This window comes from Bradyrhizobium sp. CW1 (assembly GCF_023100665.1).
GTDB lineage: Bacteria > Pseudomonadota > Alphaproteobacteria > Rhizobiales > Xanthobacteraceae > Bradyrhizobium > Bradyrhizobium canariense_D.
Map to the genome: position 1 here is coordinate 7,826,075 of NZ_CP064684.1, position 12,270 is coordinate 7,838,344.

Sequence of the window (12,270 nt, forward strand, 5' to 3'; positions counted from 1 at the left end):
GCGCACGCAGGTTCGCGCCGATGTTCGAACACGGTCGCCATCAGTGAAAGAGCTCCCCCTGCCTGGACAAGGCGGAAAAATGGGTAATGGCAGTATCGTTCCGAGGCAAGAGCGATTCGACACCCAACATGCACTTTGTTGCATGCCGATGCATCCGATCGGTCCTGGCCCTGCAATCGGTCTTGCAAGAAGACTGCCGCGCAGGATGGGTCAACCTGCCGCACCCAAACGGATCACCCTCCCTCCGTTGCGGGAGAGAGGGTGTGAATTCGTCGCAACGTGTGGATGGAGACGCCTAGTGCGACGTCATCTGCCGGCGAAGGTCATCCGGCTCGGCAAGCACGCTGTTGGCCGTCGAGGCCTCCAGCGCCGCCATCCGGAACAGATAGGCGAGCGTCGCCAATCCGGTGTCTTCCGCCATCTGCGCGAGTTCGAGCGCCATGTCGGACATGTAGCCCAGATTTTCGTCCTTGATCTGCGCCATGATCTGGCTGTCCCGCATCATGTTCGACATCTCAGGCGCTCTTTCGTTGCGCGGCAGCGAGGCCGCAGAGGTTGGCAAGGGCGATGCAATTGATACGCGGACCGTCCTGTTGGACGATGGAAGGCACGCCGATGCGATCATGCAGGGCATCGAGCGTCTCGCGGAGAATGTCGATCGTCGCCGCCATGGTCCATGCGTTCTCCACCAGTGCCGGCAGACCGAGCGGGGTCACGACGAAGCCGGCCTCATGAAAGCGCGGCAACCACCAGGTTTCCATGATCGCGCTGACCTGCGCGATCCCCTGACCGAGGCAGAACTCCTGCACGGCCGCCATCAGTTGCAGGTTGAGCGCGCCGTCGCGGCGATCGCGCACGACGAAGTAGCGCGACCATTCCCAGACCAGAGGATCCACCGGGTAGCCGCGCACCGCTGCCAGATGGGGAAAGACCTCGCTCATCATCGAAGGCTTGGTGGTCGGGTAGAGCCGGTGACCGCCGATGACGCGGCGTCCCTCCAGCGCAAGCAGATAAACGGTGTCCTCGTCGTCATAGGAATCGATTTCGCGGCAATCCGGCCTGCGCAGCGTCTCCCAGCGCCGCTCTTCGACGAAGATGTCGTGCCGCAGCCGAAAATGCTGATCGAGTACATCTTCGTAAAGGTGGCGATTTACTGCAGAAATGGCGTGAATCATGAAAACCCCCATTCATCCTCAATGGAGGGCACCCTCTGCGAAAAGAGGATGGTTCGGTATTGGGAAATTTCCCAGTACGTCGCTTAGGGATTGATGATCTTGTTGCGAATCGCCAGTGCTACCGCATGCGTACGGTTGACGGCTCCGAGCTTGCGCCCGGCGGTTGCAAGATGCTCTTCGGCGGTGCGCTGCGTGATGTGCAGGATCTCGCCGATTTCCCAGGCCGATTTGCCCTGCGAGGCCCAGGCGATCACCTCGCGCTCGCGCGGGGTGAGGCGTGCCGAGGGATACGGCGCTGGATCGAGCAGACGGCGAATGTGGTCGAAGCCATACATCGCCATCAGGTGCAGTGCCGGCTTGCTGCGGGGATTGAGGTCGAGATGGACGCCCCCGAGCGACACCGCGGCCTCGTAGCCGGTGAGTCCGTGGATCGGCACAATGAAGCCGCGCGTCATGCGAAAATCGGTGGCGCGGTTCATCACCTCGGCCGCGTTCGGCTCGAGCTCCGCATCATAGGGTGCTTCCGACCATTCGAACGGGTTGACTGACTGGCGGCACAACCGCACCACCGGGTCGAAACGGTCGTAGTTATTTTCGGTGTAGAGACCAAACCAGCCCGCGGGCCAGCGCTTGGCGAGCACCATCTGTGCAAACTGTTGGTCGGGATTGGGCAACCCCGTCACGATGATAGTTTCAAAACCGAAGCGACCAAAGGCCGATTCGAGCGCATTCATGGCGTCGGGCACCTTGCGATAGGCCCCAAGCCCCTCGATGAAGTCGAGCGCTTCCCGGCCATAATCCACGGCGGACATCGGTGCGTTTCCTGACCCTCGCTGTGCGATATAGCACGTCTTGGGGCACTGCCTCAATTCACGGATTCCGTAGTTTCCCGGTATCCCATTGACCCCGAAGGCTTAATCTACTTGTGGAAGAAGGGACGTCAAGATACACCTACAATGTCTGAAGCGGGGAAACCACGATGGAAGACGAGGACATCGCCCTCAACAGCGTGCTCGGCCTGGAACTCAACCGCGTATTTTTCGCCGTCCGCGAAACGGCAAACAAGCAGAAGATCATCGAGTTCGCACGCGGGGTGCTGCAAAGCGAGCGCAGCAAGCCGGCAGAGAGCGCCACGCCGGACGGACCGGCGAGCTAGCACGCAATTGCTGTGAGCGCACGAACGGTCCGTTCGGCGCCATGCCTTCCTCTGATCTGAACCGAACAACCGAACGCGAATGTTTCCTTCCTTCTCCCCTTGTGGGAGAAGTGGCATAGGCGGCCTTCGGCCGCCGTTCTTAAAACAAAACGCCGACGCTTCGCATCGGCTATGGCGCCGGATGAGGGGTTGTTTCCACGCGTTCAAATGCGCGAGGCTCGTGCGTGGAGAGAACCCCTCACCCGCCTCGCGCTATCGCGGCGATCCGCCCTCTCCCACAAGGGAAGAGGGAAAGGCAGCGCCGACCACGATTACCTTCGGATGCCCAGGACATGATGACGCTGCGCCAGGTTGAAGTGATCCGTGCCGTGATGGTGACGGGCACGATCGGCGGCGCGGCGAAGCTGCTGAACGTTTCGGCGCCGGGCATCAGCCGCCTGGTGAAATATACCGAGCGCTCGCTCGGCATCCGCTTCTTCCAGCGCCAGAACGGCCGCTATTTCCCGACGCCGGAAGCCGAGAACATCTTCGAGCAGATCAACGGCGTCTACAAGAAGGTCGACGACCTCTCCGAGATCATCTCCAAGATCGGGCGCGGCGGATTGTCGGAATTGCGCATCGGCTCGGTGCCGAGCATTTCGCAAGTCATGGTGCCGCGCGCGATCGAGCGGGTCCGGCGGCGCTATCCGGATTTGGGCATCGACATCAACATCCTCAAGCTCGAGGAAGCCATCGACTATCTCATGCTCGGCCGCGGCGAGTGCGTGGCGATGAGCTATCGCCTGGAGCATTCCGGGCTCGACTTCATGCCGCTCGCCTCGGGCGAGCTCTATTGCATCGTGCCGCCGGGCCACGAGCTCGCCGGCCGCAAGCAGGTCTCCGCCGCCGAGATCACGCGCTATCCGCTGATCGGCATCGATCCCAATGATCCCTACGGGCGGATCATGGCCGAGATCTTCGCGCGCCACCGCCTCGAGTACAACATCACCATCCGCGCCCGCTTCGGCACCACGGTCTGCGCGCTGGTGAAGGCGGGGCTCGGCATCGCCATCATCGACCAGTTCACGGTGGCCCATGGGGGCTATCCCGGCATCGAGCTGATCAAGATCACCGAGCCGACGCGATTCGACACCTATATCGCGGTGAAGCGCGGCGCGCCGCTGTCGCTTCATGTCGAGTATTTCATCGAGTCCCTGCGCGCGGAGATGCGCGCGGTCGAGCCGTCGCGGGGCAAAGGCAGGGCCGCGCCGCCACGGGCGCGGAAGAGATAACATTATGTTAGGTTTGCAGCACAAAAGGGTAATTGTGTTAGGCCGAGGAAAGGCTATCGTTCCTGGGGGAAGCCCCTTGGAATTGGGCGGATCTCCCCGCTAAAGGCCGGGATCAAACGCTCCCAACGAGACGATAGCGAACCATGTCAAAGCGCGGACCCGCCGCACCCAAAAAGCTCCTGACCGGCCTGATCGGCGCACCCATCGCGCATTCTGCCTCCCCTGCCATGCATGAGCGCGCCGCGGAGGGGCTTGGGCTGCGCGGCCATTACCAGCTCATCGAGGTCGCCGGCGCCGACGCGGGCGGGCTCCGCATGATGCTCGAGGGCGTGCGGCGGCTCGGCTTTGCCGGCGTCAACGTCACTTTTCCCTACAAGGAGGCGGTGGTCCCGCTGCTCGATGAACTGGCACCGGGTGCCGCCGCCATGGGGGCGGTCAACACCGTCGTCGTCAGGAACGGCCGGCTGATCGGCCACAACACCGACACGACGGGCTTTGCGCGCGCCGTCGCGCCGCTGCTGGCGGCCTCTGGAAACGCAGTCGCCGTGATCGGCACCGGCGGCGTCGGCAAGGCGATCGCGTTTGCCCTGGCGAGCCTTGACGTGACCGACATCCGTATCTTCGACAGCGAGCCGGCACGCGCCGAAAAACTCGCCGCGCTGCTCGACAAACAGGGTGGCGCCAGGGTCGCCGCAAGCGTCGAGGCCGCGCTCGACGGCGCAACGGGCCTCGTCAACGGCACGCCGGTCGGCATGCTGCCGAACCGGGAAACGCCGGTCGCGCCGACGCTGCTACGTCAAAACCTGTGGGTCGCCGACGCCGTCTATTCGCCGCTGATCACGCCGCTGCTGGCGGCTGCCCAAGCCAAGGGCGCGCGGATCATGACCGGACGGGAGCTTGCGATCTACCAGGCCGCCGACGCTTTCGAACTGTTCACTGGCCTTGCCCCATCCACCGAGATCATGGGAGAGGCATTCGACGAGGTGATGGCGGCACGAAGCTCGGCCTATCACGCAGCGTAACCGAAACGGCCGGACACAAGGCCGCGGACACCATCACGAAACAGGAGGAGAAACCATGAAATCGACTTTGCTGGCGGGCGCCCTGCTTGCCTTCGCGACTGCAACCAGCGTGCACGCCCAGGCGATCAAGCTCGCCGACGTCGCCGAGCTTTCCGGGGGCGGCGCCACCGTCGGCACCAACTGGAAGAACGGCATCGACCTCGCGATCGAGGAGATCAACGCCAAGGGCGGCGTGCTCGGCCGCAAGCTCGAAGTCACTCATGCGGATTCGCAATCCAACCCGGGCGTCGCGCGCGCGCAGGTGCAGAAGGCGCTCGACGCCGAGCCCTATGTGCTGCTCGGACCCGGCTATTCCGGCTCGGTGAAGGTGACCGCGCCGCTGGCGGCCGAAGCCGGCATCGCGCAGATCATGGGTGGCGAAGCCGCCGAGCTGACGCAAGGCGGAAACAAATTCCTGTTCCGCACCTCGTTCGGCCAGCAATCCTCGATGCCGAAGGTCGCCAAATACATTCACGACGACATGAAGGCGAAGTCGGTCGCCGTGGTCTGGGTCAACAATGACTTTGGCCGCGGCGGCCGCGATGTCGTCGTCAAGGAGCTCGACCGTCTCGGCTCCAAGGTCGTCGCCGATCTCTCCACCGAGGCGGGCCAGGCCGATTTCGCCGCCGACGTCGGCAAGATCAAGGCCGCCAATCCCGACGCCGTATTCGTCTATTTGAACGAGGAAGAGAGCGCACGCATCCTCAAGGAGCTGAAGCGCCAGGGCGTCACCGCACCGCTGATGGGCGAGACCACGCTGATCGGCCAGAAGGTGATCGAGCTTGCGGGCGATGCCGCCAACGGCGCGCGCGGCCATGTCGGTCTCACCACCGACGCGCCGGTCGACCTGATCAAGGCGTTTCGCGACAAGTTCGCGAACAAGTACAATTACGTGCCCGACCATAACGGGCTGAAAGGCTATCTCGCGGTCTACATGGTGAAGGCCACCACCGACAAGATGGGCAAGGTCGATTCCAAGGCGTTCGCCGACACCCTGCATGGCCTGACCATCAAGGCCGCCGACGAGCCGGGCATCTTGATGGACGTCACCTTCAGCGAGACCGGCGACATCGACCGCCAGAGCTTTCTGGTCGAGGTGGTCGAAGGCAAGCAAGTCGTGAAGCAGGTGCTGCCGAAGGTGAAGTGAGGTCTTGCCCTTCTGCCTCGCCCCGCCCTTCGCGGGGAGAGGGAGAAGGACGAGCGAGGAGAGCGGGGAGACAGAGCGCGAGCGCCGAGAGGGGAAAATGTCCAATCTGTTCGATCTTCTGGTCGCTGGACTTGCCACCGGCGCGATCTATGCGCTGGTCGCGGTCGGCTTCACGCTGCTGTGGCAGACCTCGCAGACCATCAATTTCGCACAAGGCGAGTTCGTGATGCTGCCGGCGTTCCTGATGCTGGCGGCGATGCATGCCGGCGCGCCGTTCTGGCTCGCGATCATCCTCGGCATCCTGCTTTCGATGCTCCTGCTCGGCCTCGCCTTCAAGATGCTGCTGGTGGATCCGATGTTGCGCCATGGCGTGCTGCCGCTCGCGATCGCGACCATGGCGCTCGCGATCGGTCTCAAGGAGGCCGTAAAGCAGTTCTTCAGCGCCGAAGCCTCACCCTTCCCCTCGATCGTGCCGACCGGCGACGTCTCCATCCTTGGCCATGCCGTCTCGCTGCAAAGCATCGGCGTCCTCGTCCTCGCCATCCTTGCCGTCTTCGGCTTGACTGCGCTTCTCAACCGCACCTCGCTCGGCCACCAGATGCAGGCGGCGGCGCAGAACCCGACGGTGGCGCGCATCATCGGCGTCCCGGTCGAGCGCATGATTCTCCTGACTTTCCTGATCAACGCGTTCCTGGTCGCTCTCGCCTCGCTGTTGATCACGCCGATCTACCTCGCGAAATTCACGTCGGGCGAGGTACTGGGCCAGGCCGCCTTCATCGCCGCGATCGTCGGCGGGTTCAACCAGGTGCGCGGCGCGATCGCAGGCGGCCTCCTGATCGGCGTGCTCGACAATCTCGCGGCCGCCTATGTTTCAACGCAGTACCGCGCCGCCGTGCCTATGATCTTCCTGATCGCCGTCATCCTGTTCCGACCGCAGGGCTTGCTCGGCCGTGCCGAGGAGCGCACCGTATGAGCGGCTTCGCCAAACCTCTCAAGATCGCGTTCGGCCTCATCGTGGTCGCTGCGCTGATCGTTGTCCCCATGAACTTCAACCGCTATGGCCTGTTCATCCTGAGCCAGTGGGCGGTGATGGCCATCGCCGCAATGGGCCTCAACCTCACACTCGGTTATGCCGGCCAGGTCTCGCTGGCGCAGGGCGCCTTCGTCGGCATCGGCGCTTACGCCGCGGCGATCATGACCACGCATGGCTGGCCGCTGCCGGCGGCGATCGTCGTCGCGATCGGCTTGAGCTTCGCGGTCGGCTGGGTGCTCGGCTATCCCGCGCTGCGGGTGCAGCATCACTACCTCGCCTTCGTCACGCTCGCCTTCTCCACGCTGGCCTTCCTGGTATTTCGCAACGAGAGCTGGCTCACCGGCGGCATCTACGGCATCTCCAATATTCCGCGTCCGCACATTTTCGGCATCGCGACCAACAAGCCGCTGCCGTTCTACTATGTCTGTCTCGGCTCGCTCGCTATCGTGTCGCTCGCGGTGTGGTGGCTGATCCGCTCGCCGTGGGGCCGCGCCTTCATGGCGCTGCGCGAAAACCCGCTGCGGGCGCAGTCGCTGGGCGTCGACACGCGGCGCTATACGCTGATGGCGTTCGCGATCGGCTCGGCGCTCGGCGGCGTCGCGGGGGCGCTCTATGCGCCGCTGACGCAATATATCGATCCCGTGCCGTTCAACCTGTCGCTCTCGCTCGACCTCCTGATGATGGTGATCGTCGGCGGCGCCGGATTCTTCCTGGGTCCGTTCCTCGGCGCGATGATCGCGGTGCTGTTGCCGGAGTGGCTGCGCTTCACCGAGGGCTATTATCTGATGCTCTACGCGATCGCGGTGATGGGGCTGCTGATCTGGTCGCCGACCGGCATTTTGGGAATCCTCGACCGCTATCTCGCCGAACGCCGCACCAAGGCGGCCTCCGCCCAGCGCGCCGTCGCAAAGTCCCGGCTGGAGACAGTGCAATGAGCGCGGTCCTCGAAGTCACCGACATCAAGAAGAATTTTGGCGGCATCAGCGCCGTCGGCGGCGTCTCTTTCGACGTCCGCGAGGGCGAGATCCTCGGCCTGATCGGCCCGAACGGCTGCGGCAAGTCGACCCTGTTCAACTGCATTCTCGGCCAGCTCACGCCGAGCGGCGGCGAGGTCAAGCTCGACGGCAAGGTCGTCACGGGCTTGCGACCCGCCGAGCTCAACAAGCTCGGGGTCAGCCGCACCTTCCAGCTCCTGCAGGTGTTCCCCAAACTCTCGGTGCGCGAGAACCTGATCCTCGCAGGCCAGGAGCACCAAGGCAGCATGGCCTCGCGCCTGGTCGGCCGCTCCGATGCCGGACTGACGGAGGCCGCCAACCAGATGATCGGCTTTTTCAAGCTCGATCATCTCGCCGACGAGCCGGCCGGCGGGCTCTCCTACGGCCAGCAAAAACTGCTCGACGCCGCCATGGCCTTCATGGGCGGACCGCGCCTGGTGCTGCTCGACGAGCCAGCCGGCGGCGTCAACCCGTCGATGTTGACGGATCTGAAGGAGCGGCTGGTGGCGATCAACCGCGAGAAGAACGCCACCTTCGTCGTGATCGAGCACAACATGGAATTCGTGATGTCGCTGTGTTCCCGCGTGATGGTGATGGCGGAGGGCAAGGTGCTGGCGATGGGACGACCGGACGAGGTGCGAAAGAACCCCGCCGTGATCGAAGCCTATCTCGGACATTGAGGAACCAGCCATGAGCGATCCGATCCTCTCGGTTCACAATCTCGTCGGCGGCTACGGCAAGATGACGATCCTGAACGGCACCACTTTCGCCGTGCCGCAGGCCACCATCACCACCATCATCGGCCCGAACGGCGCCGGCAAGTCCACCGTGTTCAAGGCGATCTTCGGCCTGCTCAAGCTGCGTGAGGGCAAGATCAACTTCGCCGGCCGCGACGTCACCCATTTGAGCCAGCGCGCGCTGCTCAATGCCGGCATCTGCTACGTGCCGCAGGGCCGCAACATCTTTCCCGAGCTGTCGGTGCGCCACAATATCGAGCTCGGAGGCGTTTCGGCGGGCAAGGGCATCGACCTGCAGAGCCGGATCGAGGCCGCGCTCGACCTGTTCCCGGCGCTGCGGCGGAAATCGACGCAGCAGGCCTCCACGCTATCCGGCGGCGAGCAGAAACAGCTCGAAATCGCCCGCTCGCTGCTGCTCGAACCGAAGCTCGTTCTGATCGACGAGCCCTCAATCGGCCTGTCGCCACTGATGGTGCAGCAGACTTTCGACATCCTGAAGAGCTTGCGCGACCGCGGTGTCACCATTCTGATGATCGAGCAGAACGCCCGCTCGGCGCTGGAGATTTCCGACATCGGGATCGTGCTCGAGCTCGGCCAGACCCGCATGGTCGACAAGGCGGAGCGCATCTTGAACGACCCGCGGATCGGCCAGCTCTTCCTCGGCGGCGCCATGGAGGAGAGCGCAGCATGAGCGCGCCAAGGCGCATCGCCGTTGCCGGCGCCGGCCTGATCGGCCGCCGCCATATCGAATTGATCAACGCTTCACCAGACTGCGTGCTGGCGGGCATCGCCGACCCTTCGCCTGCCGCAAAAGAGTTCGCGCAGACGCGCACCACACCCTGGCATTCGGATCACCGCACGTTGCTGGCGCAGGAAAAGCCTGATGGCCTGATCATCGCCTCACCGAACGCGCTGCACTTCCAGATGGTGCTCGACTGTGCCCAAGCCGGCGTGCCCGCGCTGATCGAGAAGCCGGTGACCGATACGGTCGCGGCCGCGCAGCGCCTGTGCGCGGCGATCAGGCGGACCGGCGTGCCGATGCTAGTCGGCCATCACCGCCGGCACAATCCGATCATCAAGGCCGCACGCGAGACGGTGGCGACCGGCAAACTCGGCCAACTCACGGCTGTGGTCGGACTGTGGCTCCTGAAGAAGCCCGACGATTACTTTGATGTGGCGTGGCGGCGCGAGCATGGGGGCGGCCCGCTGCTCATCAACCTGATCCACGACATCGACAATCTCCGATTCATCTGCGGCGAGATCACCGAGGTGCAGGCGTTGACGTCGAACAAGGTTCGCGGTTTCGCCGTCGAGGACACCGCCGCGTTGCTGCTGCGCTTCGCCAACGGCGCACTGGGAACGGCGACCGTGTCGGACGCAACGCCGGCGCCATGGAGCTGGGAGCTGACCTCGGGCGAGAACACTGCGTACCCGAAGCGGGATCAGCCCTGTTACATCCTCTCCGGCACCGCGGGCTCGCTGTCCGTGCCGAATATGGAGCTTTGGTCCTACGCGCGAGAGCCCGGCTGGCACGCGCCGCTGTCGCGCGAGACCATCACGCCGCCGGCATTCGATCCATTGGCCGAGCAGCTCCGGCATTTCCTCGCCGTGATCGCGGGCCATGAACAACCACTGATCGCGGTCGAAGACGCAATGGGCACACTTGCGGTCGTCGAAGCCGTCAGCGAAGCGGCACGCACGGGCCAGAAGATATCGCCGGGCCAAATCATGGAGCAGGCAGCATGACCAAACGCTCGATCGCAACGGTCTCACTCTCCGGCGCTCTCGACGAAAAGCTCCGCGCCATCGCATCCGCCGGATTCGACGCGGTCGAGATTTTCGAGAACGATCTGCTGTCGTTCGGCGCAGGTCCGCGCGACATCGCAAAGCTCTGCGGGGACCTCAATCTCGAGATCTGTGCGTTTCAGCCGTTCCGCGATTTCGAAGGCATGCCGGAGCCGCAGCGTTCGCGAAACTTTGCCCGCGCCGAACGCAAGTTCGACCTGATGCAGGAGCTCGGCACCGATCTGCTGCTGATCTGCTCCAACGTGTCGCCGGCCGCGCTCGGCGGCATCGACCGCGCCGCGGATGATTTTCGCGAGCTTGGCGAGCGCGCGGCCAAACGGTCTTTGCGCGTCGGCTACGAGGCATTGGCCTGGGGACGCCACGTCAACGATTACCGCGATGCCTGGGAGATCGTGCGGCGCGCCGATCACCCCGCGATCGGTGTCATCCTCGACAGCTTTCACGCACTGGCCCCCGGCTTTCCGGTCCGCGCGATGCCCTCGATCCCCGGCGACAAGATCTTCCTGGTCCAGCTTGCAGATGCGCCGAAGCTCGAGCTCGACATCTTGTCGTGGAGCCGGCACTTCCGCTCCTTCCCCGGCCAGGGCGACCTGCCGGTCGGCGAGTTCATGGCGGCGATCGCGGCGACCGGCTATGCCGGGCCGCTGTCGCTGGAGATCTTCAACGACCAATTCCGTGCCGGCTCGGCCGTGCAGACCGCGGTCGACGGCCTGCGTTCGCTGATCCTGCTGGAGGACCAGCTTGCACCGGATTGGCCAAAGCTCATCGGCGAACCCTTGGCGCCCAAGCCCAAAAGTCGCGGCACGGGATTCATCGAGTTTGCCGTCAACGAGACCAAGGCCGGCGAACTCGCCCGCCTGCTCGCGCAGCTCGGTTTCCGCAAGACCGGCAAGCATCGCAGCAAGGCGGTGGAGCGCTGGTCGCAAGGCAAGGTCGAGCTCGTCGTCAACTCCGAGACCGACGGCTTTGCGCATTCGCACTACGTGACGCATGGCCCCGGCGTCTGCGCCATCGCGCTCGATATCGACAATGCCGGCCTCGTTATGCAGCGCGCCGAAACACTGAAAGCGCGCACCTTCTATCAGCCGGTCGGGCCGGGCGAGCTCGAGATTCCCGCGATCCACGGCGTCGGCGGCAGCCTGCTTTACTTCCTGGACCAGGCCGGCAAGAACTGGGACACGGATTTCGAACAGGTACCGAGCGACGCTCGCGCGGACGCCCTGCTGGCCGTCGATCACATCGCGCAGTCGATGCCCTATGACGAGATGCTGTCGTGGCTGCTGTTCTACACCGGCATCCTCGACCTCAAGCGGCTGCCGCAGATGGAGATCGCCGATCCCAGGGGCCTCGTGCAAAGCCAGGCCGTCATCAACGGCGACCAGAGCCTGCGCTTCGTGCTCAACGGCTCATCCGCCAACCGCACGCTGCCGGCCCGCTTCATCTCGGAGTTTTTCGGCTCGGGCGTGCAGCACGTCGCATTTACGTGCCGGGATATCTTTGCGGCAGTCGCGGAGATGCGCAAGCGCGGCGCGGATTTCCTGGATATCCCGGATAATTACTACGACGACGTCGAAGCCAAATACGACCTCGCACCCGAGCTGATGAGGCAGCTGCGCGCCAACCACATTCTCTACGACCGCGAGGGCGACGGAGAGTTTTTCCAGGTCTACACCCACATCTTCGACGAGCGGTTTTTCTTCGAGATCGTGGAGCGGCGGGATTATCAGGGCTTCGGCGCGGCCAATGCCGGGATCAGGCTTGCCGCGCAAGCGCGCGAGGTGCGGCCCGCGAGCATGCCGCGCGTGTAGCTTACTTTCCCTCTCTCCTTGTGGGAGAGGGTGGCTTGCCGCAAAGCGGCGAGACGGGTGAGGGGTTCTCTCCGCGAGACC

The 12,270-nt window shown here is 64.1% G+C and carries 13 protein-coding genes; 10 read left to right on the top strand and 3 right to left on the bottom strand.

Annotation, left to right across the window (positions count from 1 at the left end; genetic code table 11):
* Positions 1–295: 295 nt before the first annotated feature.
* From IVB54_RS37460 to IVB54_RS37470, 3 genes are all read right to left on the bottom strand, one after another.
* A complete protein-coding gene (locus tag IVB54_RS37460; RefSeq protein ID WP_026233073.1) occupies positions 296–514 on the bottom strand; it encodes a hypothetical protein in 219 nt (72 codons plus the stop codon).
* Position 515: 1 nt separating this feature from the next.
* Positions 516–1,175 carry an acyl-homoserine-lactone synthase gene (locus IVB54_RS37465; RefSeq protein WP_018456038.1) on the bottom strand — a complete coding sequence of 220 codons (660 nt, stop codon included), beginning with the start codon at positions 1,173–1,175 and terminating at the stop codon, positions 516–518.
* A gap of 83 nt (positions 1,176–1,258) precedes the next feature.
* Positions 1,259–1,987, bottom strand: a complete 729-nt coding sequence (locus IVB54_RS37470) for a LuxR family transcriptional regulator (protein ID WP_018456037.1) — start codon at positions 1,985–1,987, stop codon at positions 1,259–1,261.
* A gap of 167 nt (positions 1,988–2,154) precedes the next feature.
* Here IVB54_RS37470 and IVB54_RS37475 point away from each other — a divergent pair, with 167 nt between their 5' ends.
* The 10 genes from IVB54_RS37475 to IVB54_RS37520 all read left to right on the top strand — a co-directional run bounded on the left by IVB54_RS37475 (position 2,155) and on the right by IVB54_RS37520 (position 12,189).
* Positions 2,155–2,331: a hypothetical protein gene (locus IVB54_RS37475; protein ID WP_018456036.1), complete on the top strand. Its 177-nt coding sequence runs from the start codon at positions 2,155–2,157 to the stop codon at positions 2,329–2,331.
* A gap of 332 nt (positions 2,332–2,663) precedes the next feature.
* Positions 2,664–3,602 carry a LysR family transcriptional regulator gene (locus IVB54_RS37480; protein ID WP_018456035.1) on the top strand — a complete coding sequence of 313 codons (939 nt, stop codon included), beginning with the start codon at positions 2,664–2,666 and terminating at the stop codon, positions 3,600–3,602.
* A gap of 143 nt (positions 3,603–3,745) precedes the next feature.
* Positions 3,746–4,624 (top strand): shikimate dehydrogenase, encoded by an 879-nt coding sequence (locus IVB54_RS37485; RefSeq protein WP_018456034.1) that lies wholly within the window; start codon positions 3,746–3,748, stop codon positions 4,622–4,624.
* A 55-nt stretch (positions 4,625–4,679) separates the two neighbouring features.
* Positions 4,680–5,810, top strand: a complete 1,131-nt coding sequence (locus IVB54_RS37490; RefSeq protein ID WP_247776992.1) for an ABC transporter substrate-binding protein — start codon at positions 4,680–4,682, stop codon at positions 5,808–5,810.
* Positions 5,811–5,907: 97 nt separating this feature from the next.
* Positions 5,908–6,783: a branched-chain amino acid ABC transporter permease gene (locus tag IVB54_RS37495; protein WP_018456032.1), complete on the top strand. Its 876-nt coding sequence runs from the start codon at positions 5,908–5,910 to the stop codon at positions 6,781–6,783.
* A complete protein-coding gene (locus IVB54_RS37500; protein WP_018456031.1) occupies positions 6,780–7,778 on the top strand; it encodes a branched-chain amino acid ABC transporter permease in 999 nt (332 codons plus the stop codon). The genes IVB54_RS37495 and IVB54_RS37500 overlap by 4 nt, the downstream gene beginning before the upstream one ends.
* On the top strand, positions 7,775–8,518 hold the full coding sequence (locus tag IVB54_RS37505) for an ABC transporter ATP-binding protein (protein WP_018456030.1): 744 nt from the start codon (positions 7,775–7,777) through the stop codon (positions 8,516–8,518). Before IVB54_RS37500 ends, IVB54_RS37505 begins: the two co-directional genes overlap by 4 nt.
* Before the next feature lie 10 nt (positions 8,519–8,528).
* Complete coding sequence (locus IVB54_RS37510; protein ID WP_018456029.1) at positions 8,529–9,266, top strand: ABC transporter ATP-binding protein; 738 nt, start codon at positions 8,529–8,531, stop codon at positions 9,264–9,266.
* A complete protein-coding gene (locus IVB54_RS37515) occupies positions 9,263–10,321 on the top strand; it encodes a Gfo/Idh/MocA family oxidoreductase (protein WP_018456028.1) in 1,059 nt (352 codons plus the stop codon). Before IVB54_RS37510 ends, IVB54_RS37515 begins: the two co-directional genes overlap by 4 nt.
* Positions 10,318–12,189, top strand: coding sequence for a sugar phosphate isomerase/epimerase and 4-hydroxyphenylpyruvate domain-containing protein (locus tag IVB54_RS37520; protein WP_018456027.1), 1,872 nt, complete (start codon positions 10,318–10,320; stop codon positions 12,187–12,189). Before IVB54_RS37515 ends, IVB54_RS37520 begins: the two co-directional genes overlap by 4 nt.
* Positions 12,190–12,270 lie beyond the last annotated feature (81 nt).

Excerpts from the sequence above, each read along its gene's own strand:
- IVB54_RS37460 (WP_026233073.1), bottom strand. The coding sequence starts at position 514 with ATGTCGAACATGATGCGGGACAGCCAGATCATGGCGCAGATCAAGGAC.
- IVB54_RS37465 (WP_018456038.1), bottom strand. The coding sequence starts at position 1,175 with ATGATTCACGCCATTTCTGCAGTAAATCGCCACCTTTACGAAGATGTA.
- IVB54_RS37470 (WP_018456037.1), bottom strand. The coding sequence starts at position 1,987 with ATGTCCGCCGTGGATTATGGCCGGGAAGCGCTCGACTTCATCGAGGGG.
- IVB54_RS37475 (WP_018456036.1), top strand. The coding sequence starts at position 2,155 with ATGGAAGACGAGGACATCGCCCTCAACAGCGTGCTCGGCCTGGAACTC.
- IVB54_RS37480 (WP_018456035.1), top strand. The coding sequence starts at position 2,664 with ATGATGACGCTGCGCCAGGTTGAAGTGATCCGTGCCGTGATGGTGACG.
- IVB54_RS37485 (WP_018456034.1), top strand. The coding sequence starts at position 3,746 with ATGTCAAAGCGCGGACCCGCCGCACCCAAAAAGCTCCTGACCGGCCTG.
- IVB54_RS37490 (WP_247776992.1), top strand. The coding sequence starts at position 4,680 with ATGAAATCGACTTTGCTGGCGGGCGCCCTGCTTGCCTTCGCGACTGCA.
- IVB54_RS37495 (WP_018456032.1), top strand. The coding sequence starts at position 5,908 with ATGTCCAATCTGTTCGATCTTCTGGTCGCTGGACTTGCCACCGGCGCG.
- IVB54_RS37500 (WP_018456031.1), top strand. The coding sequence starts at position 6,780 with ATGAGCGGCTTCGCCAAACCTCTCAAGATCGCGTTCGGCCTCATCGTG.
- IVB54_RS37505 (WP_018456030.1), top strand. The coding sequence starts at position 7,775 with ATGAGCGCGGTCCTCGAAGTCACCGACATCAAGAAGAATTTTGGCGGC.
- IVB54_RS37510 (WP_018456029.1), top strand. The coding sequence starts at position 8,529 with ATGAGCGATCCGATCCTCTCGGTTCACAATCTCGTCGGCGGCTACGGC.
- IVB54_RS37515 (WP_018456028.1), top strand. The coding sequence starts at position 9,263 with ATGAGCGCGCCAAGGCGCATCGCCGTTGCCGGCGCCGGCCTGATCGGC.
- IVB54_RS37520 (WP_018456027.1), top strand. The coding sequence starts at position 10,318 with ATGACCAAACGCTCGATCGCAACGGTCTCACTCTCCGGCGCTCTCGAC.